Genomic DNA, 23,397 nt, shown 5'->3' on the forward strand with positions numbered 1-23,397 from the left:
CTCCGGTGGGCGGAGTGGATCTCCCGGACGGTGACGTGCGAGGGCCGGCCCAGCGCGGAAGATCTCCGCGCTAGGGATGCGGTGATCATGGAGGGGGAGGCCGGTTCGATTCTTGTTGCGCTCTTGGCGGGTCTCTTTTGCGGGTTCGGGTCTGGGTTCGGTCTTCCCTGCGGGATTGGGCGGCGCGGTGAACGGCTGACGTGGCTTGTCAGGTGTTCTGCGGCCGGTGCTCGGTGTTCGGCGCCCGGTCGCGTCCCGCCGGCCGCCTCCGCCGCTTCCCTCCCTCCGCCCCCCCCCGCGAAGTAATGAAAGGGTAAAACCCCTGGTATGGTCGGAAATTCACCAAGTGATCCGGCTGAAGGATTCTGCATGACCACGCCCGTCTCCCCGGACGGCCCTGCGCCCGCGGACCCGCGGTCGCCGGACCGCGACCCGTGGGCCCCGCCGACCACCGAGGGCGCCGCGCAGCCCGCGACGTCGTACCCGCCGCCGGTGTGGGTGCGGCCGCCCAGCAACGGCATGCCCATCGCTGCCCTGGTGCTCGGTCTGGTGGGTATCGGCCTCGGCCTGTTCGTCTTCCTGTTCTGGGTGTCCTGGCTGCCGGCCGCGCTGGCCGTGGTGTTCGGCGGCATCGGACTGAGCCAGGTACGCAAGGGGCGGGCCACCAAGAAGGCGATGGCGCTGAGCGGCGTCATCATGGGCCTCTTCGGTCTGCTCCTGGCGGTGGCCGCCGGGGTGTTCACCGCCGTGCTGGTCAAGGGAGCGGTCGACGACGCCCGCAGGGAGGTCAAGGAGGCCACCGACGACGCCAGTGCGAAGGCCAAGGCGGCCAAGGAAGCGGAGGCTGCCGCCGAGAAGGCCCGGCACCTGTCCTTCGGCCAGTCGTACACCTTCGACAACGGTCTGAAGGTCACGGTCGCCAAGCCGGAGCCGTTCGTCCCGGACGCCTTCGCCCACGGCCATGCCCAGGGCAACAAGGCCGTCCAGGTCACCGTCACCGTGGTCAACACCGGCAGCAAGCGGGTCTCCGTCGAGACCGGGCTGCCCGACGTCAACGACGCGGACGGGGCATCGGCGGAGCTGGTGATCGACGGAAGTGGGCGGCAGAAGGTCCTCACCGGCTACGTCCTCCCCGGCAAGGAGGCCGTCGGTAGGTACGCCTTCTCCCTGCCGCCCGACGCCGCAGACCGGATGGAGGTCGAGTTCAGCCCCGACGCGATGCGGTGGGCGGACGCCTACTGGAGCGGTCCCACCTCCTGAGGGCTGACGGCACGTCGGGCAGCACACGGAATCGACCTCCGTGAACCACGTACGTTGGTTGGGACGCCACGCCCTGACGCATCGTTACCAGGAGTGGCAGGAGTGCCAGGACGGGGCCTAGCCGAGGATGCCCTGGGCGCGGGCGGCGGTGAGCCAGCTGGGGAACTCCCCGAGCAGGCGGTCGTAGAGTTCGGCGTCCGGCAGGGAGCGGGGTTGGGTGCCGGCGGGGAAGAACCCGGCGTTGTCGACGATCCGGCGGCCGGGGACCGGGAGTTCGTCCAGCCGGCGGAGGAAGTCGAACTCCCGGTGTTCGGGGTCGCCGAAGCCGATGAACTGCCAGAACAGCGGCAGTCCGGCCGCCTTGCACAGCCACTTCTCGGCAGCGGTCCGGTTGGTGGGCCCACCGTCGGTCTGGAACACCACCAGCGCCGGGGCGGTCGCCCCGGAAGCGAGGTAGTGGTCGAGTACGGCGTCCATCCCGGCCTCGTAGTGGGTGCGCCCCATGTGCCCCGACTGCTCGTGAAAGGCGGCCACGCGTCCTCGGTAGTGGTCCAGGCTGATCTCGTGCACTCCGTCGACGGCGGTGGAGAAGAACACCAGCGGGACGACCGCGTCATCGTCGAGGTGCGCGGAGACGGCCAGGACCTGTTCGGCCAGGTGCTGCATCGTGCCGTCCTTGTAGTACGGGCGCATCGAACCCGACCGGTCCAGCACCAGGTACACCGCGGCCCGCTGCCCCTCCAGCCCGTGCTTGCGCAGGCTGACACCGGCCTGCTTGTAGAGGTTCACCAGCGGCGGCGCCGTCTGCTCCACCTTCTCCAGACTCAGCGGACTCATCGATCAAGCTCCTTTCCCTCCGGGGAGCCTACGCACCCGGCGAAGTCGGAGCCGCCGCGGTACGTCGCGTAGCGCTCCGGCCGCAGCCCCCCGATGCTCGGCCCCCCGATGCGCGGCCGCGACTGCGCCTGCGCCGTCTACCGGCGCGGTAGGGCCGAGAAGGTGAAGCCGTGTTCGTTCGCGGGGAAGGCCAAGTCGTCTTGGAGGGACAAACTGCTCCCGGTTTCCGCCCAGTACGAGTAATTGAGCGACTTCTTCAGCGTCGCCAGGACGCTCGCTTCCTCCGTCATGACCCTTGTGTCACAGGTGCGCTGTGTCGTCAGAACGGGATCGTGGAAGAAGACGTGGATGCCGGCGAACGTGGCTTTGGCGGTGAAGTCGTTGCAGCCGAGTTTGCCGCTCACCTCGCCGTTCTCATGGAAGTCGAAGTACATCTGGTCGCCGGCCGCGAACGGCGCGCCGTGGCTGTCGTAGAAGGTGGCGTCGTCGAGTTGCCACCTGGTCTTGAAGAAGTCCTCGCGCCTGGCCTGGGCGAGGGTGAGGCCGTCGCCTTTCTGGTTCTTGACATGCAGCTTGGTATCGCCGTTGGGACGCCCCGCGGAAAGCGTGACCTCTCCGCTGAAGACTCTCTTCACCTTCTTCTCGAAGTCTGCCAGTGCTGGTGTGCCGGCCACGTCGTCCGGATGGCACGGCCCCGGCCCACCCTCCGGCGCGGCGGGTGACAGGGACGGGGAAGGGAGCGGAGTCACCGCCTCGCCCAGTGTCAGGCTGGTGGCCGTCACCTCGGCCTTCGTGTGGAAGGGGGTGCAGCCGTAACTGCCCGATGCCGTCCCGTCGTCGTGCAGCGCGATCCATCCGCGGGCCTCGGGCGGCAGCGTTTCCTCACGGCCACCGAGCGTGAGGAGTGCCGTCATGGTGGCGGCGACGGATACGAGCGGGAATCGTCGAGACGGGCGCACAGGGGCCGTGACGCAAGACCGACATGCTTGGTTCCGGTTCCCTCGTTCCCCGGCCCCTCGCCCGAACCGCCGCCGCGTCTCACACAGCAGGCCGACTGCCGGTACGTCGGCGCAGGAGCATCTCCTCTACGGCCTGCTCCAGGATGGCGGTCTTCTGCGCCGGGGCGCTCCTCTTGAGCAGGGCACTCACCCGCTGGGCCGTTTCGGTGGTCGGGAGGAGTCCCACCAGGAGGGCGGGCAACAGCAGGCGCCGGGCGAGGACTTCGTCGTCCGAGGAGATCTGCGGCCGACGCACCACCGAGACGTTGACCCGGACGGCGTGTTCATTGCCGGGCGGGACGCCGGTCCGGTCCGTCTCGATCGCGGCATAGCGAAATCCGTGCGCCAGGTCGCAGTCGGAGCAGCCCACCGGACCGCGGCTCAGCCGATCACCGCATGCGGAGCAGACCAGTCTGTCGAGCGCGGCATCCACCACCCGCCAGTCATGGCGGTCCGGTTCCGCCACCACCATCTGGGCGAGCGCCACTTCCTGGTCACCGCGGTCGCCCGGCTCGCTCTCGTCCTCACCACGGAGGTTCCACCGGCGGAGAAAGACGGACCACTCACCTTCCACGATGCCGTCCACCAGCTCGCGGCAGGCCGTACAGTCCGGTGCCCCGCCGTACTCATATCCGCCGCACTCCGCACAGCGCCGCAAGTCCGCCCCGACCGCAGGTCTGGCCATGCGCCCTCCTCCGAAACAGCCGGTGCGGCACGTCGGACGACCGGCGATCCAGCTCCCCATGAGCCCGAACCGAAACGAACCCGAACCGAACCCGAACATGGCGATTTTCCCGCGCCGGGACGGAGCGGGAAAACGCTTTACGGCTCCGCCGGTGCCTACTGAGCTGCTCGGGGAGTGTCGGAGGCGCCGTCCGTCGGTGCGGCCGCGGACGGTACGAGTGCGGCCGGGACGGGCGGGTGCGGCAGGAGGCGGGCGAGCGGCAGGACGATGGCGCCGAGGACGAATCCGTAGCAGGTCACGAGGCCGTGTCCGTTCTCCTGGGCGAGCCACATCGCGAGCCCGGCCGCGGGCACGCTCACCGCCAGCAGGCGCCCCTTGGCCTGGGTGCTGGTCAGCAGCAGGCCCGCCGCGAGAGTGGCGGCCAGGAAGTACGTCGCGCCGGAACTGCCCGCGAAGTTACGCGGGTCGGTGCTGGGGGCCGTCTCACCGAACAGCGCGTCGATCTGCTGGGGCAGCAGAATGCCGCCGGCGAACAGCACCAGCATGAGCGGGCTGCGCCAGAACCACTGCGCCAGCGCGGCGATCACCGCCAGGGTGGCGATGTTCCAGACACCCCCGAACAGCCCGCCGTTCTGCATGAACACCGAGGTCACCACGCGCCACCAGCCGGTCTTGCGCGGATCGCTGTCCAGTGCGTCCATCGCTCCGGACCACGTCAGTTGGAGCACCACCGCGCCGATGGCCACGGCGGTGAGGGCGATCGCCACCCAGGGCACCGGTCTGCGGCGCACCGTGCCTTCGCCGACTAGAAGCAGGCCGGACTTGAACGCCAGCACCATCAGTGCGGCGGTCGTCAGGTTGAAGATTATGGCGCTCACGTAGCTCATCCCCCGTTGAAAAACCCTGGTCACAGGCTTGCGCTCACCATAGTCCAGCGAGCGTTCGCACGGTGAAGATACTGAACGAGGACTTCGGGGCCTTTTCCGGGACCACCCGAGGCGGACCCGGGGGAGTGCGCCGCGACCCAGGGGAAGTGCGCCGCGGCCTGGGAGGGGGGAACCGGGTCACCAGCAGCCGGCGTCCGGATGATGTTCCCAGAGCGTGTGCGTGAAGTACCCGGCCCGGCAAGCAGCCGCTTCGGCCGAAGGTCTCAACTGCCCTGGCGCCCGGCCTTGATGAGCGCGCTCTGCATGCGCTCGGTCGGATTCGGCTCTGCCGTGGCCTTGAGCCCGTCAACCACCAGGCGTAGCGCCATCAAGTCGCCATGATGACCTTGCCGAACTTCCCCGGACCGGCCAGCCGGGCATAGGCGTCGGAGTAACGATCCAGCTGGAAGGTAGCGTCGACAGGCACCCGCAGCCGGCCCTCGGCCAGCAGCGGGACGACACTTGCGCGCACCGCGGCCGCGAGGAGTGCTTTCTCCGAGGGGGAGCGGCCTCGAATGGTGGTGCCGATCAGCTGGGCGCGCGCAAGCATCAGGTCGAACATGCGCAAGGAGGCCACCGCCCCGCCCTGCACCCCCACAACGAGGATCTTCCCCCGGGCGCGCAACAGTTCAACCCGCCGCAAGCAGTCCTCCCCGCCGACCAGTTCGACGACGATGTCGTACGGCGCCGCTCCGCCCTCCTGGCCCGGGACCACCACCTCCACACTGCTGCCGGCGGGTGCAAGTTCCTGGACTCGGTCGTGCAGTTCGGTCCGGCGCACACTTGCCACGACATGGGCGCCGGAAGCGGCCGCCACCTGCACCATGGCCGTACCGACCCCGCCCGCAGCTCCGGTGACCAGAACCCGGTCTCCTGCGCGTACCCCCGCTTGGATGACCAGTGCGTCCCAGGCGGTGCTGAACGCCTCCGGGAATCCTGCTGCCTCCTGCCAGGACAACCCCGCAGGTATCGGAAGCAGCAAGTCAGCGGGCACCACGATCCTCTCGGCGTGGCCACCGCCACCCACGAGGGCCATGACCCGGTCGCCGACGCCCACTCCGGTGACCCCCGCACCGACCTGCTCGACCTCACCGGCGATCTCCAGACCGGGGATGTCGGCCGGCCAGCCTGGTGGCGCCGGGTAGTCACCCCGGGCCTGTTGAAGGTCGGCCGCGTTGAGCCCTGCTGCATGCACCCGCACCGCCACCAGGCCGGGCCCGGCCACCGGATCGGCGCGCTGCTCAAGCCGGAACGCGCCCCCGCCGTCGATCACCACCGCTCGCATGATCGCGAATCTACTCCCCCGCCCCGACAGTTGGGGTGCATGCCCCCGCCGAGCCGTACCAATGCGGCCTTCCCTTCCGGGATCGCGGCTGCGGCAGGCGGTTCTCCCAGCCGAGGGAAGTAACCCCTGACGCCATCAGCGACGGTTCGTGAGTGAACGGGCCGGGCTCGGCGGGGAATCCGGACCCCACGTGCACAAGGTGGTGTCCAGGAGGGACCGCGCATGGTCGGGGGCCTTGGGGGTGGGCGTGGGGTCGGCGGTGACGGCGACCGTGACGGCGCGGCCGTCTGTGGTGACGCCGGTGCGCGTGCCGTAACCATGGATGTCGCCGCCGTGGCCCCACATCAGGCCGCCACAGCTCAGCGGCGTGCTGATCAGCCCGAGCCCGTACCGGGCGCCGGGCCACAGACCGGACTCGGCCGGGACGGTGCGGCGCATCTCGGCGAGCTGCGCGGGGCGCAGGAGCTGGCCGCCGAGCAGGGCGGTGAAGAAGCGATTCAAGTCGCCTGGGGTGGAGATGAGTTGGCCGGCGGCCCAGGCCCAGCCGGGGTCCAGCTCCGTGACGTCGGTCAGTGGCCCGCCGGGCTTCGACGGGTAGTAGCCCTCGGGGTGGGCCTCGCGGATGTGCTCGTCGCCCACGCCGGGGAAGGCGGTGTGGCGCAGCCCGATGCGGTCGATCACGCGTTGGGTGATCTGTTCGGCCAGCGGGCGTCCGGTGACCTTCTCGATGAGCAGGCCGGCCAGGAGGTAGTTGGTGTTGCTGTACGACCAACGCGTCCCGGGGGCGAACAGCGCCTTGTGCGCCAGTGTCAGGTCGAGCAGGGTGCGCGGCGGGACGTAGGTGTGACGGTACGTGGTGAAGTCGCCAAGGAATTCGGTGTAGTTGGGCAATCCGCTGGTGTGCTGGAGCAGTTGGCGTACCGTGATGCGGCGTCCGTCGATGCCCTCGCCCCGCACCAGCTTCGGCAGGTAGCGCTCGATGGGCGCGTCGAGCGCCACCTTGCCTTCGCCGACCAGTTGCAGGACGACCGTGGCGGTGAACGCCTTGGTGTTGCTCCCCGCCCGCACCTGCCCGTCCACCGGCACCTTCGCCCCGGTCGTCAAATCCGCCACGCCTGCGGTGTAGTTGTGGGTGTGCCCGTCCCGGCCGGTGGTGGCGGCCAGCGCGGCGGGGAACCGGTCCTGCTGCACCAGGCGGTGCAGGCCCTGTCGGACGACCTCACCGGAACCACGGGTCTGCGCGGCCGCCGTGGGCAGTGCGCTGCTCACGGCCAGCGCGGCGGCCGTCACCGTCACCATCGCGACCCCCCGCCGCCCGGGCCATGACGAAGCGCGGAACCGCCGAGACTGATGAGCACGATCGGACATGAGACCCCTCCTGGTGCAGCCCGCCGGCCACGTGGGAAATCTGGACCTGCTCAGCCTGCGCTCACACGCCCCGCCGTCCCATCCGGGTAGCGGGCCAGTGCGACGTAGGGATAGCCCCCGGCCCCGGGGCCGCCGAACCGCTGCGCGCGGGCGGGGAACGGTGCCGCGGTCACGAACTGCGGTGGACGAGCCGGAGTCGGGTGGGGTAGCGCTTGGGGACGCGGCCGCCGTGCCGCCGGTCGATGAGGCCGCCGATGCACTCCAGCAGGCCGCCGCGGGCGCCGGAGGGGAGGGGGCAGGGGGCAGGCACGGTGTCCGGAGTAGGTCTGCAGGAGGTGCTGGTGGCGACCTCCTTCGGGCCCGTCAGCGGAGCTTGGCGCCGTACACGTGCTCCACCGTCATCGTCATGAGCACCCTGCGCTCGGACACCATCGCCGCGCGGTACTCGTCCCAGCCCGGGTGCTCGCCGGCGGCGCGCTGGTAGTAGCGGACCAGTGCCTCGACCTCGGGGCCGTACGGGTCGGTGCCCGGGCCGATGAGCGTCGCCGTGCCCTCTGCGGTCGCCCAGGCCCAGCCGTCGGCGCTGGTGACCTCCAGCGCGGCCCGCGGGTCCCGCCGCAGATTGGCCGTCTTGGCCCGCCCTTCACTCATCGAGACGTGGAGGACATCGGCCTCCTGGTCGTAGAAGGGCATGACGGGGGAGAGCTGTGGGCGGCCGTCCGCCTTGAGCGTGGCGAGCACGCCGAGACGGCTCTCCGCGAGGAGGGCGCGCGGGTCGAACGGGGTAGCGGTCATGTCCGGGGAAGGCCCGGCCGCCGCCGACTATTCCCGGGAGCGGCGATGCCACCTTCGGCCGGCCGGTGGACGGGACCGACGCCCTGTGGTGGAGGGGGTCAGGTTGCCGGCAGCGGGCGCCGCGGGGCGGTCAAGAGCCCGGGTTCGGGCGGTTGTTGGCCGGGAGGGCGCAGGCCGGGGTGCCGCCGGGCATGCGGTGGCGGTTGGTGGCGATCAGGCGGTAGGCGGCGTGGGCGAGCCAGCGCACCGGGGGGAGGGTGAGGACGGCGCCGGCGACGGACCAGGGGCCGCCCGCGCTGAGCAGGAGCTTGGCGACGGCCTGGGCGCCGCCGTGGACCGTTCCCGACGGGGTGATCCACAGCACCTCGTGTTCGGCGCGCTCCTGGGTGACCCCGAGTTCGTCCAGGTCCGTGAACTGCCAGGCGGTGATCCGGCAGCGGGGCCGGAGGTACCGCTCGGCGAAGTTCACGGAGGTGGTGCAGAAGCCGCAGTCGCCGTCGTAGACGAGTACGGGCCGGGTCCTCGGGGTCCTCGGGGTGGTCATGTGCCCATCATGGCGGAGTCGGGCGTTGCCGAGCGTGCGGGGGGTTGACGGTCGGTTGCGAGGGCGGTGGGGCGGGTCGCCCGCTGTTGCGGAGTGGTTACGCCTCGTCCTCGGTGCGCTTCTGCTCCTTGAGGCGGGCCGATTCCTTGCGGACCTCGGCCTGGGTGGCGCGCTCCTTCTGGAGCCACTCCGGGTTCTCCGTCTTCAGCGCGTCGATCTGCTCCGTGGTGAGGGCGTCGGTGACGCCGGCACGGGCGAGGCCGGAGATGGAGACGCCCAGCTTCGCCGCGACCACCGGTCGGGGGTGGGGGCCGTTGCGCCGCAGCTCGCGCAGCCACTCGGGCGGGTCCGCCTGGAGTGCGTTGAGCTCGCTGCGGGAGACGGCACCCTCCTGGAACTCTGCGGGGGTGGCCTGGAGGTACACACCCAGCTTCTTCGCCGCGGTGGCGGGCTTCATCGTCTGGGCGGTCTGGTGCGACTTCATGACTCCAGGGTATCGAGCGTGCGCACCACCTCTGACCACGGCCTCACCCCGCGGCGGGTAACCTGGCGGGGTGACAGGCTCGGAAGCATCCCCTTCGTTCCGGCTCGCGTATGTACCCGGAGTGACACCCGCCAAGTGGGTGCGGATCTGGAACGAGCGCCTGCCGGACGTCCCGCTCACCCTCCTCCAGGTGTCCGCCACCGAGGCCGCCGACGCCCTGCGGGACGGCGGCGCCGATGCGGGATTCCTGCGGCTGCCGGTCGACCGGACGGATCTCAGCGCGATCCCGCTGTACACCGAGACGTCGGTGGTCGTGGTGCCCAAGGACCACCTCGTGGCCGCCTTCGAGGAGGTGACCGCGGAGGACCTGGCCGACGAGATCGTGCTGCACCCGCTCGACGACGCCCTGGACTGGGCGCAGCCGCCGGGCCGGCCCGCGATCGAGCGTCCCGCCACGACCCCGGACGCCATCGAGCTGGTGGCGGCCGGCGTGGGGCTGCTGGTCGTCCCGCAGTCGCTCGCGCGGCTCTACCACCGGCGGGACCTCACCTACCGGCCGATCACCGGCACCCCGCAGTCCCGGATCGCGCTGTCGTGGCGCGAGGACCGGACCACTGATCAGGTGGAGGACTTCATCGGGATCGTCCGCGGGCGGACGGTGAACAGCTCCCGGGGCCGCCGCCCGGACGAGGAGACCAAGCAGAAGCCGTCCGGCAAGAAGGAGCAGCCGTCCGGCAAGGGGGGCGGGGCGGCCCGGGGGGAGGCGCCGGCCGGACGGGGCCAGCGGCGCGGCGCCGCTGCGTCCAAGGACGGGGGCCGGCGCGGTCGGCCGCGCCGGCGGTCGTAGCACCCTGCGGATGCCGGGGGCTCAGCGTCCCTGAGCGGCCTTGACGTTGTCGCCGAAGGTCCACCCCTTCGCGCCGTCCCAGTTGAGGGACCAGGTCATCAGGCCCTTCAGACCGTTGTGGTACGTGTTCCACGCCTGGGTCACCAGGTCCGGGGAGAGGTAGCCGCCGCCCGCGCCCGGCTGGGCGGGCAGGCCGGGTACCTGCTTGTCGTAGGGGACCTTGATGGTGGTGCCCTGGACGGTCAGGCCCTTGTCGAGGCAGTCGGTCTGCCGGGTGAAGCCCTCGACCGTGCCGGCCTCGTAGGAGTCGCCGGAACACCCGTACATGCTGCCGTTGTAGTACTGCATGTTCAGCCACCACAGGCGGCCGTTGTCGGCGTACTTCTTGATGATCGGCAGGTAGGCGCCCCAGATCGACCCGTAGGTCACGCTGCCGCCGGTGACGTAGGCGGTCTCGGGGGCCATCGTGAGGCCGAAGCCCGCGGGCATCTGGGCGAGGATGCCGTCGATGATGCGGATGAGGTTGGACTGGGAGGGCGACAGCTGGGTGATGTTGCCGCTGCCGCTGAGGCCGGTCTCGATGTCGATGTCGATGCCGTCGAAGTTGTACTTCTTGAGGAGCGGTACGACGGTCGCGACGAAACGGTCGGCCACCGTGGTGGAGTTGAGGTCGATACCGGCCGTGGCGCCGCCGATGGACATCAGGATCGTGGCGCCGTCGCTCTTGGCCTGGCACATCTCGGCCGGCGTCGGCACCTTCACCGTCGCGTCCATGCCGTCCTCCCAGAGGGCGGTGCCGTCCGAGCGGATGACGGGGAACGCCGCGTTGAGGACGTTGTAGCCGTGGGCGCCGATCCGGGGGTCGGTGATCGGCGTCCAACCGAACGGCGGGTGGACGCCGTTCGCCGCGCCGTCCCAGTTCTCCCAGTACCCCTGGAGGACCTTTCCGGTGGGCTTCGACTTCACGGCGCAGGTGTCGCTCCGGGGCGCGGCGGTGGCGGGTGCCGCGGCGCCCAGCATCGGTAGGAGGCAGGCGGCCGCGAGGCCGGTTTTCAGCAGACGCGCTATCCGACCGGTCACGCTGTGCTCCCTTCGCGCCATGACGGGGGCGTCAGTGGCGGGGAATCGGGGGGTGTGCGCACACCGTAGATTGGTCCATACCATTCGTCAATGGGTAGGGACCGGGCGGGAGTTGGGGCGGGAGGGGATCGTTCGCCGGGGGGCTCAGGGGTCCGTGCGGCGGGTGCGGCGGGCCCGGGAGACGGCGTGGACCAGCAGTGGGAGGTAGGTGCCGGCGAGCTCGTCCGGGGGGAGGCGGTCCGGTTCGACCAGGCTCTGTGCGAGGGAGCCCTCGTGGAGGGCGGTGACCAGGCGGGCGAGGGAGTCGAGGTCGACGGTGGGGCGTCGTCCCAGTCGGTCGAAGAGGGCGGCCAGCAGTCGGGCGATCTCCTCGCGGAGGCGCCGGTCGTGCTCGGCGAGCGTGCGGGCCGTGTCGGGGTGCCGGATGGCGTGGAGCGTGAACTCCGTTGACAGCAGGTACCAGCGGCGCTCGGTCTCGTCCAGCGCGCTGGTCCGGGTGATCAGCGTGCGCAGCGGGTCCTCGGTGTCCTGCATCTCGTCGACCGCCGCGGCCAGTCGCTCGACCACGCGCCGGGCGTGCAGGTCGAAGAGCGCGAAGAACAGCTCTTCCTTGGTCCGGTAGTTGGAGTAGAACGCCCCGCGGGTGAGGCCGGCGCGGTCGCAGATCTCCTCGATGGAGGCGCCGTGGAAGCCGCGGTCGGCGAAGGTCTCCTGTGCCGCGTCGAGCAGCCGCGCGGTGGTCTGCGGTCGGCGCTTGGTCGGTCCCTTGGGCAACGCATCCCTCCACGGGCATTGACACGTCGACGTGACGCCGCTCACGGTACAGCACCGTATGCGATACGAACTCGTATCCGATGCGATGTGTATCGCATGCGGATTCGGGCCCCTGGGCCGCGGTAGGTTGTGGCGTGCCGGGTGTCCCGTGGGGCCCCTCGTCTTCGCGACCGTCGCGATCTTCGCCGCAGTCCTGTGCTACATGCCGATCATGGCCGCTTCCCGTTCCGGGACAACGACGCGACGCTCCGCATCGGCCTCGACCACTGCACCCACGGGCCTATGAACTACCGCCCCCGCCAACTCGCCGACCTGGCCACCGCGTTCACCGCCCAGGGGCTTCCACGTGGCCCGTCACGTCCACGGCGACGTCACCGCTGAGGCGGTCCTCGCCGCGCCGCCGCGTTCCGGGAGGAGGTCCAGGGGGCCGCCACCTACCTGGGCGGGCGCCTCACCTGGACCGGCTGAACCTCGCGGCCCGTAGGGGCGAGGGGCCACGCGTCGTCAGGGCACCGGCCCGAACCGGCACCCTAACGGTGCGTCAGCCAGTCCTCGCGGGTCAACGCGTACTCCACATCGCCGTGTTCGTCGCCCTCCACCCGGTAGGGCCACTCCTCGAAGTAGGTGCGGACGTAGGAGAGTCCGCACTTCTCCATCACGCGGCGGGAGCCCGCGTTGACGTACATGGTGTTCGCCGTGATCCGGTCGTAGCCCAGCTCGCCGAAGCCCTTCCCCAGGAGGGCCAGCGCGCCTTCGGTGGCGAGTCCCCGGCCCCAGGCGGTCTTGCGCAGGCGGTATCCCAGCTCGGCCGAGCGTCCCGGGCCGCCGTCGTACGGTTGGAGGCAGTGCCAGCCGAGGAACTCGCCGGTGGCGCGCAGATGCGTGGCCCAGAAGCCGCCCGGCAGCATCCGGGCGAAGGACTCGGCGCGGATCTCGTCCCGGGTCATCGGGCGGCCGCCGGTGATGTACCGCATCACCTGCGGGTCGCTGTCGAGTTCCACCACCAGATCGAGGTCGGCCTCGGTGTCGGTGAACGGCCGGAGGGCCAGGCGGGCGGTGGTCAGATAGGTCTCCATGGGGCGATGCTCAATGGGACGGACCGCCTCCGCCAGCCAATTACGGGGTGCGGACCTCGCCTTGATGGCTTTCCTGGCGGGCCACCTTCGTGGCGGTGGGGCTGTTGGTTGTGGCTGTGGGACCGTTGGTTGTGGTTGTGGTTGTGGTTGTGGTTGTGGTTGTGGCTGTGGCCGCCGCCGGGCCGGTGCTTGCCTTGGCCCGGCGGGTGCAGTCCGTGGGGCGGTCACCGCGCTGAGCGACGCCGCCGCGTTCGCCGCGTACACCTTGTGCCCCCGTCGCGGCCAGCAGGCCCGCGCCCCGCGGACGTCATACCGGAGAGCTACCGCCATACCAGGGGGCTACCGGCAGGGCCCGGGAAGTACGAACCAGGGGGTGACGTCGGTTACCCGCCGTGCCGGGCACCGTTGAGGCGTGATCGAAGCGACTCGACTGACCAAGCGTTACCGCGGCACCACCGCCGTCGACGCCCTGACCTTCACCGTGGCACCGGGCCGCGTGACGGGGTTCCTCGGCCCGAACGGCGCCGGCAAGTCCACCACCCTACGAATGATCCTCGGGCTGAACGCCCCCACCAGCGGCTCCGTCACCGTCGGCGGCATCCCGTTCGCCGCCCGCCCGCGCGGACTCCGTCACGTCGGTGCCTTGCTGGACGCCCAGGACGTGCACGGCGGCCGCACCGCCCGGGCCCACCTCGCGATTCTCGCCCGCACCCACCGCATCCCGTCCGGCCGGGTGGACGAGGTCCTCGACGAGGTCGGGCTGACCCCGGCCGCCGATCGCCGCATAGGGGGCTTCTCCCTCGGGATGAAACAGCGCCTCGGCATCGCCGCCGCGCTCCTCGGCGACCCGCCCGTCCTCCTCTTCGACGAGCCGCTGAACGGCCTGGATCCCGAAGGGGTGCGCTGGGTGCGCGGCTTCTTCCGCAGCCTGGCTGCCGAGGGCCGCACGGTCCTCGTCTCCAGCCACATGATGGCCGAGATGCAGCACACCGCCGACCACCTCATCGTCATCGGGCAGGGCCGGCTGCTCGCGGACCTGAGCACGGCGGAGTTCGCCGCCCTCGACTCTGCGCCGCGGGTGACCGTGCACACCCCCAGCCTGACCGCGCTGACGGCCGTGCTCACCGCGGACGGCGCCGCGGTGCGGCCTTCGAGCGCCGAGGCGGCCGAGGTCACCGGCCTGACCGCGCCCCGGATCGGCGAACTCGCCCACCGCCACCGCATCGTGCTGCACGCCCTCACCCCGCACACCACGTCCCTGGAATCGGTGTTCCTGTCCCTCACCGCCGGCCACGCCGACCACCTCACCGGAGGGCTCCGATGACCAGCACCCCGCTGACGCCCCGCGCCACCGCCCGCTCCGCGCACCGGGAGGACCCGGCACCGCGGTTCACCGATCTGCTCGCCGCCGAGTGGCTCACGGTGCGCTCGCTGCGTTCGACTCCCTGGTTGCTGGTCCTCAGCGCCCTCGCCGCCCTCGCCGTCAACATCAACGCCGTCCACAGCGACCTCCCCTACATCGACCGGCCGCACCCCGCCGCCCCCGGCTTCCCGCCGTACGTCTACGACCCGCTCTTCCACGGGCTCAACGCGATCGCCGCCGACCTGATGGCGCTGGCCGCGGCCAGCTTCGGCGCCCTGACGGTCTTCGGCGCCTACGCGACGGGGACGATCCGCACCACCTTCGCGGCGGTCCCCGACCGCCGCGCGGTGATCCTGGCCAGGGTGACCGTGGTCACCGCGCTCACGCTCGTCCTCGGCGCGCTGGTCTCCACGGCGTCGTTCTTCACCACCAACGCCATGCTGGCCTCCCGCCACGTCGGCCTCTCGCTCCACGACCCGGGCTGTCTGCGGGCGGTCCTCGCCTACGCACTGGCCGTACCTGTCTGCGCGCTCATAGGCATGGCGTTCGGCGCCGTCCTGCGACACCCCACCGCCTCCCTCGTCGGCGTTGTCGCGCTGCTGTTCCTCCTGCCCCTGCTGTTCGGCGGCGACCACTACCAGCTTCTGAAGGAGATCGGCAACTGCCTGCCGCTCAACGCCCTGGCCCGGCTGACGCACAACCCGAACTCCACGGCCCCACTGGGCGGTTATCCGGCGACGGTCACCGGGTCATGGCTGGCGCTGGCCGCCTGGGCGCTGCTCTCCACCGTCGTCACGGTCACCGTCGTACGGCGGCGCGATGTGTGAGGCACCAGGCGACCGTGACGGCGGCGAACGGCACGGCCCAAGTGGCGAGTTGGGCGGCAGCCTCGACCCGCCGGCGGGCCGCGGTGACCTCGTCCCGTACCTCCTGCGGGAGCACCAGCCACAGCCGGGGCCAGACCGCGGCGAGATCCAGCCCGTACTGGTGCAGCACGCGGGTGTCGGCCCCGGCGACCCGGTCGCCCATCCACGTCGGCCGGGCCGGTCGGGCCGGGGCGATCGCCTCGCGGTCCTCCGCCGCCCGGTCGATCGCTCGCGTCTCGGCTGGCTCCCGAGGCGCCGGCAGGGTGGCCTGGAGCTCCGCCACCTGGCGCTACGCGGCCTCCCAACGGGCCTCCCGGCGGGCCGCCAGTAGGCGGGATGGGCCGCGCAGGGCCCGCGGCCACTGTCCGAGCCAGAGCCGCAGCGTCACCCCGGCCGCCGACTCCACCGCGACCCCGGCTGCCGCTACCGCTAACAACACCGCCCCGGCGAACAGGAGTTGCACCGACGGCGGCCGGGCCGCGAACGACGTGGCGCAGCGGGCGAAGCGGTGCAGCAGGCGGGCATGATCGAACGGATGCCGCTGCCCGAGCGCCGCACCGCCCAGCGCCGTGGCGGCCAGCAGCAGCCCGGGCAGGGCGAGTCGGCCGACCCACCGCTGGGCGAGCTGGCGGCCCAGATCGCCTAGGACCGGCATCACCGGACGTGGTCCATCGGTCAGTCCACCAACAGCCGCATGTCCGAGCCGAGCACCAGGCAGCGCGGCCGCTCACCGCCCGGTTCGCGGATCACCGTGCGCCCGCACCGGCCCGCCGGGCAGGCGTACTGCTCGCCGTGGCTGTGTCCGGAACCCAGCCCCGCGACGGTGGCCGCGCCGCCCCAGGCGTCGCGGTCCTGCCCGGCCGGCGCGATACCCAGCCGTGCCAGCAGCGGCGCGGCGGGCGCTCCCTCGCGCACCGCGGTCAGGCCGTCCGCGAGTTCCGTCGCCAGCGGCGTGCCGTGCACCGCCCGGCCCAACGCGGCGAGTTGGGAGCAGAGGGCGGTCAGATCGGGGTCGTCCCGGCCGTCCGCGAGTGATGTCGATGCCATGGGCTGACCTTCCGGTCGGGCTTATGCTGTCCTGCCTGAAGAGGCCGTCGGGACCGTGCGGGGAAGGTACCCCTACGGGACCGCAGGGGTGAGAATCAGACACCTCATTCTCGGGCCAACGGGGGCGCGATGCGAGAGCTTTCACGGGATCCGGCGCGGGATCCCTCACGGGACGGTTCACGGGACGGGCTCCTCGTCGCGGTACGGCAGGCCATCGCCGCCGTCCGCGACACCGGCGACCCCGCCCCCCTACGGGCGCTGGAACGGCAGGGGGCGGTCTCCCGGCTGGTGATCAGCATGGACGATGCGCGATGGCCGGACCTCGCCGCGTTGCACGCCGTCGGCATGGCCCGCTGGCTCCAGCACGTCGCCGGCCCCGAGGGCGCTCACCAGGCCGAATGGGAGGCGTCCCTGCAACCGCTGGCCTGCGTCTACGCCAGGGAGCCCGACGCGGTGCCGCCGGAGGCCGCCGCCGTGCTGGAGGCGGTGCGCTCCGGGCGCCGGCTGGGCGGCCCCCGAGTGCCGCGGGAGGTGCGCCGCTGGGTGCTCTCCGGACTCCGGCGGCGCGAGGAGCTGTCCGAGGACTTCGTCGCAGTGGTCCGCGGGCTCGATCCGCGCGGCGGCCGGCCACAGCGGGACGCGCGGTCCCTCCGCCCCTTCCTCGACCTGACGCCCCGCCACATCCCTGACCGGGTACGGACCTTGCGCCTCATCGCGGTCACCCTCCAGATGAGCTACCGCGCCACCGGCGACGCCGCCATCCTGGCCGAAGCGGTCCGGCTCGGCCGGGAACTGCTGCTGCTGATCCCGGCCGGCGGGGCACGCTGGGCCGACGCCGTCGCCAACCACGCCCGCGTGGTCGGCGACCACTACCGGCACACCAGCAACCGGCGAGACATCGACGAGGCGGTCGACTACGGCCGCGAAGCGCTGCGGCACACCCCGCCGGACAGCGAGTGGCTGCCGTCACGACTCGACGAGTTCAGCCTGCACCTGGCACTGCGGTACGACGTCAGCGGCGCCCCGGCCGACCTCAACGCGGCGATCGACGCCAGCCGCGGCGCGGTACGGGCCGCCCCCACGGGGGCGCCGGACGCGGTGTCCCACCGGGCCCGACTGGCCGGTCTGCTGGTCAAGCGCCACCGGGTCACCGGGGTCGGGGCCGCGTTGGACGAGGCGGTGCAACTGGTCCGCCGCGAACCGCACCCACTCCCCGCACCCGGCCGCGACGGCGTGCTGGTCGAACACGCGGAGGTGCTGCACGCCCAGTACCGGCGCACCGGGTTGGCGAGCGTGCTCTATGACGCCATCACGCTGTACCGGCAGGCCGCCGACGACCGGCGGGCCCGCGGCGGCAACCCCACCGACCTCGCCATCGCCCTCAGCCACCTGGGCAACGCGCTCTACGACCTCTGCGCCGACTTCCCGGGGGAGGACCGCCCCGCGCCGGGCGGGCAACAACCCCCGGAACCGTCCCCGCTCCACGAGGCGATCGCCGTCCACCGCGAAGCGGTGGCGGTGAGCGCGCCCGACGACCCGCAACGGCCCGGCTACCTCAACAACCTCGCCTGCAGCCTGCGCGAACGGGCCCGCCGGGAAGCTGGCCCGGACGCCCTCGACGAGGCGATCTCCCTGCTGCGGGAGGCCATCGAGACCGCCCGCCCTGGCCACGCCTTCCGCTCGGCCATGCTCTCCCACCTCTCCGCGGCCCTGCTGGAACGCCAACGGCACACCGCGGGCGACGAGCCGGAACCCAAGCTCATCCGGGAGGCGTACGCCTTCGCCGACACCGCCGCCCGGACCGCCGCTGGACCGCCCGGCGAGCTGATCCGCCTGCACCGCGCGCTGGCCGAACTGGCGACCGCCACCGGTCGCCACCGGGAGGCCGCCGCGGCGTACGCCCGCGCCGTCACCCTGCTGCCCCAGGCGGTGCCCCACCAACTGCACGGCAGCGAATCGGAGACCCAACTGGACCGGCACGGCCGGGGACTGGCCGCCGACGCCGCGGCCGCGGTCCTCCGGGCGGGCGGCCCCGACGCCCCCGCGCGGGCCCTGGAACTCCTCGAACAGGGCCGCGGCATCCTGCTCACCCGTAGGCTCGGACTCCACGGCGAGGAGGAGGAACTCCGGGACGCCGCCCCGGCCCTAGCGGACCGACTCGCGGAACTGCGCACCGCCCTCACCACCGCCCCGGCCGGCGCGGACCCGGGCGACCGCCGTCACCAACTGGCCGAACGGTGGGACGCGGTGGTCGCCGAGGCCCGCCTGCTGCCCGGCCTGGACGGCTTCCTCAGGCCACCGCGGCTGGCCGCCCTGCGCCCGGCGGCCACCGGCGGCCCGGTGGTGACCGTCAACACCAGCCCGCTGCGCTGCGACGCGCTGATCCTCACCAGCGGGGGAGTGGCCGCCGTACCGCTGCCCGACCTCTCGTACGCCGAGGCGGAAAGTCGTGCCGCGCGGTTCGCCGAGGCGCTGCGCACCGCCGAGACCGCCGGCACCGCACTCGTGGACCGCCTCACGGCCCAGGCGTACCTCCGCGAAACCCTGGAGTGGCTCTGGGACACCACAGCGGCCCCCGTCCTTACCCACCTCTCCCGCACCACCGCCCTCAACAACACCGCAGCCATCGCCGCAACCTCTCCCCACCCACCCCGCATCTGGCTCTCCGCCACCGGCCCCCTGGCGCAACTCCCGCTGCACGCCGCCGGCCACCACACCGACCCGGACGCCGGCCGCTCCCTCCTCGACCGGGCGGTGCCCTCCTACACCCCGACCGTCGCCGCCCTCGCCGCGGCCGTCCGCACCGCCGCCCGCCGCAGCCCACGACCCCACCGGCCCGCGCCCCTGGTCGTGGCGATGCCCCACACGCCCGGCTTCGCCCCCTTGGCCGGCGCCCTCACCGAGGCCCGCGCAGCCGCCGACCACTACGGACGGGGCACGGTCCTGCTCACCGGTGGGGAGGCCACCCGCGCCCGGCTGTTGGCGGCCCTGCCCGCCAGCACCCACATCCATTTCGCCTGCCACGCGGTCGCCGACCCGACCAGCCCCTACGGCAGCCACCTCATCCTCGACGACCAACCACTGACCGTCTCCGAGATCTCCCGACTCCGCCTCACCCGCGGCGAGTTCTGCTACCTCTCGGCCTGTGCCACCGCCCGCTCCGGCCGCCTCCCCGACGAGTCCGTCCACATCGGCGGCGCCTTCCACCTCGCCGGCTTCGACCAGGTCGTGGCGACCCTCTGGCCCGTCGAGGACACCACCGCCGCCGAGACCGCCCGGCTCTTCCACACCAGCCCCCAACCCACCCCCGCTCACGCCCTCCACCAGGCCGTACGCGCCCTCCGGGCGAACGCACCCCTGCTACCGAGCCGGTGGGCGGGGCATGTCCACATCGGGGCGTAGGGCAGCGGGGAGGCGGGACGCGGCCCTGGGGCCTGCCGGGTGGGTCGGGGCCTGACAGGTCCTGGAGCCGACGGCCGGCGACCCGGCAGCCGAACCGGGCAGCGCCCCGCACCACGGGCAGCGCCCCATCGGCGCGAGGCGCCGCCCGGGTTCTCGGCCCGGCTCAGTGCAGCCGGATCGGCAGCGCGGTCAGCCGCCAGCTGCCCGGCAGCGGCATCCGCTGGAGGGCGTCCGGTTCCACCGCCAGGGACATGTCCGGGTAGTGCTCGAGCAGCTTCCCGAAGGCGACCTCGCCCTCCTGGCGGGCCAGGCTGGCGCCCAGGCAGTAGTGCATGCCGTGGCCGAAACCGACGTGGTTCTCGGCCCGGCCCGCCGGCTGGCGAGTGAGGTCGAGCCGGGCGGGGTCGGCGAAGTGGCGAGGGTCGTGATTCGCCGCGACCAGTATGGCCAGGACCGCTTCGCCCTTCTTGACCTGCACCCCGGCCACCTCGACGTCCTCCGTGGCGTACCGCAACTGCGTCATCTGCACCGGTCCGCACCAGCGCAGCAGCTCGTGCACGGCGCGGGGGAGCAGCTGCGGATCGGATGTCAGCAGGTGCAGCTGGTCGGGGTGGGTGAGGAGTGCGGCACTGCCGTTGCCAATGAGATGGGCGGTGGTCTCATGACCGGCCAAGACGAGGGTCAGGACCATCGTGACCATTTCGACGTCGCTGAGTCGGCTGCCGTCGTCGTCATGGACCCGGATCAGTTCGCTGAGCAGATCGTCGGTGAGCGCCGCGCGCCGTTCGCGAATCAGCTCGTGAATGTGGTCGATCATCGCCGGGAACGCTTCGCTGAGCCGATCCGGTTGCAGGGAGACGAGCGCGGTGCCCCATTCCCGCCACTGCGGCCGGTCCGCCTCCGGAATTCCCACCAGTTCGCAGATGACCGTGATGGGCAGCGGATAGGCGAAGTGCTTGATGAGGTCGACGACGCCGTCCTCGGCATGCTCGGGCAGCCGCCTCAACAGGTCGTCCGCGATGGCCTCCACCCGGGGTCGCAGTTCGGTGATCTTACGGGCGGTGAAGGCCCGGGAGACCAGTCGCCGGATCCGGGTGTGGTCGGGGGCATCCATGGTGAGGATGGTGTCGGCGAGGTACACCCGGTAATGGTCGGGCAGGCCCATCATGTCCATCAGTCGATTGGTGGACGTGTCACCGCTGGCGCTTCCCGTCGCGAAGGCGGGGTTATTGGCGAACCGGTGGTCCCGCAGAACCTCGCGGACGTCCTCGAAGCGGGTGATGAACCACACGGGGGTGTCGTCCGCGAACCGGCCGCGGACCACCGGGCCCTGTTCGCGCAGTTCGCCGTAGCCGGTGAACGGATCGGTGAGCAGGGCCGGTTCCATCACGTTCGGCTCGCCGGGGTGTTTGCCGACGTGCTCGCTGAAGGGGGAGTCCGCTAATTCGGTCATGTCTCTCTCCTGTGAGGTGCGGTGAAATGAGCCTGAGAAGCAGTAGAGATGGCGCCGGTTTGACGCCGAAGTGACGCCGAAACAACGTCGGAACGGAGCCGCGACGGATCGAGATCAGGTACGGGCCGCGGGGGATATCAGTCCCGCAAGTGCCGGCGCAGTTCCCGGGCGCTCTGTTCCTCCACCTGTGCGTACAGCGGGAGGATTTCGAGTGCGGCGGCTGTTAGTGCCTCGTCCATGGTTGTTCCCGGGGGTGGCCCGGAGCGGCCCGGCGGCCCGGCGTCAGGTGCGGGGAACGCCTCCGCAGGCATTTCCAAAGAGCTGCGGATCGTCTCGGCGAGGAGTTCGGCGCGCACGCCCGGAGTGTCCGGCGCACGGTCGCCCAACATCGCCTCGGCCATGAAGAATCCGGTGGTCGTGGAAAGCAGCATGTAGCGCTGGTGCAGTACGTCGACGTCGGTACGCACCAGACCGTGCTCCCGCAGTACTTCGAGGTAGCGCAGCGTCACCTCGTCGCTGAACGCGATCAGCTCGGCGAATTCCTTTTTGGCGGCATCGTTGAGCCGGCCGAGGATATCGACGTCGTCGGTGTAGAGGGCGCGCAGTACCGGCTCCTCCAGGAAGTCTTGGTAGTAGCCGCGCATCGTCCGACTCGGCAGGATTTCCCGCGGATCGGACCGCATCCGCTCCAAATGCCGCCGCTGACTTCGTGATTTGGCCACCAGCACGACGGTCAGCAGCAGGGAGTCCTTGGTCTTCCAGTGCAGATAGACCGTCCCCTTGCCGACCTTGGCCCGGCGGGCGATCTCATCGATCGTCACCCGCCGGTACCCCCAGGCGACCAGGAGCTCCCCGGCGGCCTCCAGGATGCGCTCACCGCGTTCGGCTCGCTCCACTCACCCTCTCCTTCCCCATGCGTGACCAGATTTCAAATCTGGTCACGTGGTCAAAGGTAGGGAGGGCGGGGTCGTCCGATAAGGCGGTTTCCGGCCACTCGCGGGCGGTGGAGCGATAGTGGGCAGGCCGCTTGTCCGGGCCGGAACGGCCGGGGATCATGGCAGCGTTCGTCGCTTCCCCGCGCCGACCGCTCCGAGGCGGTGACGGGACCGAATCGAGGAGAACGCCATGCTCAAGAGCTTCGCCGAGCTGTCCACGCCCCTGGTGGCCGACGCCTGCGTCCGGCTCGGTGTACCGCTGCGCGCCGCCCCGCCCGGTGTCGGTGCGGTGGTTCCCGGCCACCGGGTCGCCGGGCGGGCGCTTCCGGCCCGCCACTACGGGAGCGTCGACATCTTCCTGGAGGCGTTCACCGATGCCGAGCCGGGCGACGTCCTGGTCATCGACAACGGGGGCCGCCAGGACGAGGCGTGCGTCGGCGACCTGCTGACCCTCGAAGCGCAGGCCGCGGCGCTGTCCGGTGTGGTGATCTGGGGGCTCCACCGGGACACCCCGGAACTGGTCGAGATCGGTCTGCCGGTGTTCAGTTACGGACGCCATGCGTCGGGTCCGGTCCGGCTCGACGACCGGGAGCCCGACGCCCTGGTCAGTGCGCGCTTCGGCCCCCATCTCGTCACCGCCGGTGATCTGGTCTTCGGCGACGACGACGGGGTGTTGTTCGTCCCCGCGGACCGCGCCGAGGAGGTACTGGAGACGGCCCGCGCCATCTGGGAGACCGAGCGCGAACAGGCCCGCAGGATCCGCGCGGGCGAGACCCTGCGCCGGCAGACCGCCTTCGACGACTTCCTCGCGCGCCGCGCCACCGATCCGGCGTACACGTTCCGGCAGCACCTCCGGCGGGTCGGCGGAGCCGTGGAGGAGTAGCCGGACCGCAGAGGCACAGAGCCGCACAGCCGCAGCGTCATAGGGCCGCGGAGCTGTGCAGGCACAGAGCTGTGCAGGCATGGAGCCGCGGAGTCGGTCGGCGAGCCGCAGGTACCGAGGTCGGGGGAGTGCAACGCGGCGCCCATCACCCTCAGGTATGCGGCCGGCGCCTCCCGTACGACCTGGGGTTGATGCCGTGTTGCCACCCACGGTTCGATGCCGCCGGGCGGCGGATCGCGGACAGTGGAATACGTCGAGACGCGGCAGATGCCCGCGCCGGACGGACTCATCCACGTGTCAACTGTCTGAAAACGGGGGCCATCATGAGCAGGAGCGGAGCACGCCGGTCGATGCGGCCGGCACCACGGCCACAGGCTGGGACGGGCGGGACACCGCCGCGGCGGCGGGCGGGGCCGCCGGCCGCGCTGACCGACTCGTGGAGCACGCCCCAGGGCATCGACGGATCGGATCAGATACCCGAGAGAGCCG

General features: G+C 71.6%; 24 protein-coding genes. 6 read left to right on the forward strand and 18 right to left on the reverse strand.

What is annotated here, in order from left to right; all coding sequences use genetic code 11:
• Positions 1–369: 369 nt before the first annotated feature.
• The gene (locus tag ACO0M4_RS10910) at positions 370–1,260 is read left to right on the forward strand and encodes a DUF4190 domain-containing protein (RefSeq protein ID WP_430369665.1); all 891 of its coding nucleotides are present in this window, start codon (positions 370–372) and stop codon (positions 1,258–1,260) included.
• 117 nt (positions 1,261–1,377) lie between these two features.
• Here the strand turns inward: ACO0M4_RS10910 and ACO0M4_RS10915 are convergent, their stop codons facing one another.
• The 10 genes from ACO0M4_RS10915 to ACO0M4_RS10960 all read right to left on the reverse strand — a co-directional run bounded on the left by ACO0M4_RS10915 (position 1,378) and on the right by ACO0M4_RS10960 (position 9,182).
• Positions 1,378–2,097: a VWA domain-containing protein gene (locus ACO0M4_RS10915; protein WP_430369666.1), complete on the reverse strand. Its 720-nt coding sequence runs from the start codon at positions 2,095–2,097 to the stop codon at positions 1,378–1,380.
• Positions 2,098–2,234: 137 nt separating this feature from the next.
• Positions 2,235–3,011, reverse strand: coding sequence for an META domain-containing protein (locus ACO0M4_RS10920; protein ID WP_430369667.1), 777 nt, complete (start codon positions 3,009–3,011; stop codon positions 2,235–2,237).
• Between the two features lie 124 nt (positions 3,012–3,135).
• Positions 3,136–3,780, reverse strand: a complete 645-nt coding sequence (locus ACO0M4_RS10925; protein WP_430369668.1) for a hypothetical protein — start codon at positions 3,778–3,780, stop codon at positions 3,136–3,138.
• 155 nt (positions 3,781–3,935) lie between these two features.
• On the reverse strand, positions 3,936–4,667 hold the full coding sequence (locus tag ACO0M4_RS10930; protein WP_430369669.1) for a hypothetical protein: 732 nt from the start codon (positions 4,665–4,667) through the stop codon (positions 3,936–3,938).
• Between the two features lie 367 nt (positions 4,668–5,034).
• Positions 5,035–5,991 carry an alcohol dehydrogenase catalytic domain-containing protein gene (locus tag ACO0M4_RS10935; RefSeq protein ID WP_430369670.1) on the reverse strand — a complete coding sequence of 319 codons (957 nt, stop codon included), beginning with the start codon at positions 5,989–5,991 and terminating at the stop codon, positions 5,035–5,037.
• Positions 5,992–6,126: 135 nt separating this feature from the next.
• Positions 6,127–7,290 carry a serine hydrolase domain-containing protein gene (locus tag ACO0M4_RS10940; RefSeq protein ID WP_430369671.1) on the reverse strand — a complete coding sequence of 388 codons (1,164 nt, stop codon included), beginning with the start codon at positions 7,288–7,290 and terminating at the stop codon, positions 6,127–6,129.
• A gap of 238 nt (positions 7,291–7,528) precedes the next feature.
• The gene (locus ACO0M4_RS10945; RefSeq protein WP_430369672.1) at positions 7,529–7,669 is read right to left on the reverse strand and encodes a hypothetical protein; all 141 of its coding nucleotides are present in this window, start codon (positions 7,667–7,669) and stop codon (positions 7,529–7,531) included.
• Positions 7,670–7,722: 53 nt separating this feature from the next.
• A complete protein-coding gene (locus ACO0M4_RS10950) occupies positions 7,723–8,154 on the reverse strand; it encodes a PPOX class F420-dependent oxidoreductase (protein WP_430369673.1) in 432 nt (143 codons plus the stop codon).
• 130 nt (positions 8,155–8,284) lie between these two features.
• A complete protein-coding gene (locus ACO0M4_RS10955; protein ID WP_430369674.1) occupies positions 8,285–8,698 on the reverse strand; it encodes a thiol-disulfide oxidoreductase DCC family protein in 414 nt (137 codons plus the stop codon).
• Positions 8,699–8,795: 97 nt separating this feature from the next.
• The gene (locus ACO0M4_RS10960; protein ID WP_430369675.1) at positions 8,796–9,182 is read right to left on the reverse strand and encodes a DUF5997 family protein; all 387 of its coding nucleotides are present in this window, start codon (positions 9,180–9,182) and stop codon (positions 8,796–8,798) included.
• 70 nt (positions 9,183–9,252) lie between these two features.
• Here ACO0M4_RS10960 and ACO0M4_RS10965 point away from each other — a divergent pair, with 70 nt between their 5' ends.
• Positions 9,253–10,029: a LysR family substrate-binding domain-containing protein gene (locus ACO0M4_RS10965; protein WP_430369676.1), complete on the forward strand. Its 777-nt coding sequence runs from the start codon at positions 9,253–9,255 to the stop codon at positions 10,027–10,029.
• Between the two features lie 21 nt (positions 10,030–10,050).
• Here the strand turns inward: ACO0M4_RS10965 and ACO0M4_RS10970 are convergent, their stop codons facing one another.
• The 3 genes from ACO0M4_RS10970 to ACO0M4_RS10980 all read right to left on the reverse strand — a co-directional run bounded on the left by ACO0M4_RS10970 (position 10,051) and on the right by ACO0M4_RS10980 (position 12,959).
• A complete protein-coding gene (locus ACO0M4_RS10970; protein WP_430369677.1) occupies positions 10,051–11,109 on the reverse strand; it encodes a chitinase in 1,059 nt (352 codons plus the stop codon).
• Positions 11,110–11,253: 144 nt separating this feature from the next.
• Complete coding sequence (locus ACO0M4_RS10975) at positions 11,254–11,883, reverse strand: TetR/AcrR family transcriptional regulator (RefSeq protein ID WP_430369678.1); 630 nt, start codon at positions 11,881–11,883, stop codon at positions 11,254–11,256.
• Positions 11,884–12,413: 530 nt separating this feature from the next.
• Positions 12,414–12,959 (reverse strand): GNAT family N-acetyltransferase, encoded by a 546-nt coding sequence (locus tag ACO0M4_RS10980; protein ID WP_430369679.1) that lies wholly within the window; start codon positions 12,957–12,959, stop codon positions 12,414–12,416.
• Between the two features lie 412 nt (positions 12,960–13,371).
• Between ACO0M4_RS10980 and ACO0M4_RS10985 the strand changes: the two genes are divergently transcribed.
• Both ACO0M4_RS10985 and ACO0M4_RS10990 read left to right on the forward strand, forming a co-directional pair.
• Complete coding sequence (locus ACO0M4_RS10985; protein ID WP_430369680.1) at positions 13,372–14,283, forward strand: ABC transporter ATP-binding protein; 912 nt, start codon at positions 13,372–13,374, stop codon at positions 14,281–14,283.
• Positions 14,280–15,149, forward strand: coding sequence for an ABC transporter permease (locus tag ACO0M4_RS10990; protein WP_430369681.1), 870 nt, complete (start codon positions 14,280–14,282; stop codon positions 15,147–15,149). The genes ACO0M4_RS10985 and ACO0M4_RS10990 overlap by 4 nt, the downstream gene beginning before the upstream one ends.
• On the opposite strand, the gene ACO0M4_RS10995 is transcribed toward ACO0M4_RS10990, so the two are convergent.
• From ACO0M4_RS10995 to ACO0M4_RS11005, 3 genes are read right to left on the reverse strand one after another with little or no spacing between them, the layout of a single operon-like run.
• A complete protein-coding gene (locus ACO0M4_RS10995) occupies positions 15,121–15,471 on the reverse strand; it encodes a hypothetical protein (RefSeq protein ID WP_430369682.1) in 351 nt (116 codons plus the stop codon). The two genes, ACO0M4_RS10990 and ACO0M4_RS10995, sit on opposite strands and share 29 nt — an antisense overlap.
• A gap of 6 nt (positions 15,472–15,477) precedes the next feature.
• Positions 15,478–15,843, reverse strand: coding sequence for a hypothetical protein (locus ACO0M4_RS11000; protein WP_430369683.1), 366 nt, complete (start codon positions 15,841–15,843; stop codon positions 15,478–15,480).
• 20 nt (positions 15,844–15,863) lie between these two features.
• Positions 15,864–16,235 (reverse strand): hypothetical protein, encoded by a 372-nt coding sequence (locus ACO0M4_RS11005; RefSeq protein ID WP_430369684.1) that lies wholly within the window; start codon positions 16,233–16,235, stop codon positions 15,864–15,866.
• Between the two features lie 129 nt (positions 16,236–16,364).
• Between ACO0M4_RS11005 and ACO0M4_RS11010 the strand changes: the two genes are divergently transcribed.
• Positions 16,365–19,637, forward strand: a complete 3,273-nt coding sequence (locus ACO0M4_RS11010; protein WP_430369685.1) for a CHAT domain-containing protein — start codon at positions 16,365–16,367, stop codon at positions 19,635–19,637.
• Between the two features lie 163 nt (positions 19,638–19,800).
• Here ACO0M4_RS11010 and ACO0M4_RS11015 read toward each other — a convergent pair whose 3' ends face one another.
• Together ACO0M4_RS11015 and ACO0M4_RS11020 are read right to left on the reverse strand one after the other, a co-directional pair.
• Complete coding sequence (locus ACO0M4_RS11015) at positions 19,801–21,090, reverse strand: cytochrome P450 family protein (protein WP_430369686.1); 1,290 nt, start codon at positions 21,088–21,090, stop codon at positions 19,801–19,803.
• Between the two features lie 137 nt (positions 21,091–21,227).
• Entirely contained in the window at positions 21,228–21,986 is a 759-nt protein-coding gene (locus tag ACO0M4_RS11020) for a TetR/AcrR family transcriptional regulator (protein ID WP_430369687.1), read from the reverse strand.
• A 229-nt stretch (positions 21,987–22,215) separates the two neighbouring features.
• On the opposite strand from ACO0M4_RS11020, the gene ACO0M4_RS11025 reads away from it, so the two are divergent.
• The gene (locus ACO0M4_RS11025) at positions 22,216–22,908 is read left to right on the forward strand and encodes an RraA family protein (protein WP_430369688.1); all 693 of its coding nucleotides are present in this window, start codon (positions 22,216–22,218) and stop codon (positions 22,906–22,908) included.
• The last annotated feature ends 489 nt before the right edge of the window (positions 22,909–23,397 follow it).

It is taken from the genome of Streptomyces sp. RGM 3693 (genome assembly GCF_050471125.1).
Lineage (GTDB): Bacteria > Actinomycetota > Actinomycetes > Streptomycetales > Streptomycetaceae > Streptomyces.

Excerpts from the sequence above, each read along its gene's own strand:
- ACO0M4_RS10910 (WP_430369665.1), top strand. The coding sequence starts at position 370 with ATGACCACGCCCGTCTCCCCGGACGGCCCTGCGCCCGCGGACCCGCGG.
- ACO0M4_RS10915 (WP_430369666.1), bottom strand. The coding sequence starts at position 2,097 with ATGAGTCCGCTGAGTCTGGAGAAGGTGGAGCAGACGGCGCCGCCGCTG.
- ACO0M4_RS10920 (WP_430369667.1), bottom strand. The coding sequence starts at position 3,011 with ATGACGGCACTCCTCACGCTCGGTGGCCGTGAGGAAACGCTGCCGCCC.
- ACO0M4_RS10925 (WP_430369668.1), bottom strand. The coding sequence starts at position 3,780 with ATGGCCAGACCTGCGGTCGGGGCGGACTTGCGGCGCTGTGCGGAGTGC.
- ACO0M4_RS10930 (WP_430369669.1), bottom strand. The coding sequence starts at position 4,667 with ATGAGCTACGTGAGCGCCATAATCTTCAACCTGACGACCGCCGCACTG.
- ACO0M4_RS10935 (WP_430369670.1), bottom strand. The coding sequence starts at position 5,991 with ATGCGAGCGGTGGTGATCGACGGCGGGGGCGCGTTCCGGCTTGAGCAG.
- ACO0M4_RS10940 (WP_430369671.1), bottom strand. The coding sequence starts at position 7,290 with ATGGTGACGGTGACGGCCGCCGCGCTGGCCGTGAGCAGCGCACTGCCC.
- ACO0M4_RS10950 (WP_430369673.1), bottom strand. The coding sequence starts at position 8,154 with ATGACCGCTACCCCGTTCGACCCGCGCGCCCTCCTCGCGGAGAGCCGT.
- ACO0M4_RS10955 (WP_430369674.1), bottom strand. The coding sequence starts at position 8,698 with ATGACCACCCCGAGGACCCCGAGGACCCGGCCCGTACTCGTCTACGAC.
- ACO0M4_RS10960 (WP_430369675.1), bottom strand. The coding sequence starts at position 9,182 with ATGAAGTCGCACCAGACCGCCCAGACGATGAAGCCCGCCACCGCGGCG.
- ACO0M4_RS10980 (WP_430369679.1), bottom strand. The coding sequence starts at position 12,959 with ATGGAGACCTATCTGACCACCGCCCGCCTGGCCCTCCGGCCGTTCACC.
- ACO0M4_RS10990 (WP_430369681.1), top strand. The coding sequence starts at position 14,280 with ATGACCAGCACCCCGCTGACGCCCCGCGCCACCGCCCGCTCCGCGCAC.
- ACO0M4_RS11000 (WP_430369683.1), bottom strand. The coding sequence starts at position 15,843 with ATGCCGGTCCTAGGCGATCTGGGCCGCCAGCTCGCCCAGCGGTGGGTC.
- ACO0M4_RS11005 (WP_430369684.1), bottom strand. The coding sequence starts at position 16,235 with ATGGCATCGACATCACTCGCGGACGGCCGGGACGACCCCGATCTGACC.
- ACO0M4_RS11010 (WP_430369685.1), top strand. The coding sequence starts at position 16,365 with ATGCGAGAGCTTTCACGGGATCCGGCGCGGGATCCCTCACGGGACGGT.
- ACO0M4_RS11015 (WP_430369686.1), bottom strand. The coding sequence starts at position 21,090 with ATGACCGAATTAGCGGACTCCCCCTTCAGCGAGCACGTCGGCAAACAC.
- ACO0M4_RS11025 (WP_430369688.1), top strand. The coding sequence starts at position 22,216 with ATGCTCAAGAGCTTCGCCGAGCTGTCCACGCCCCTGGTGGCCGACGCC.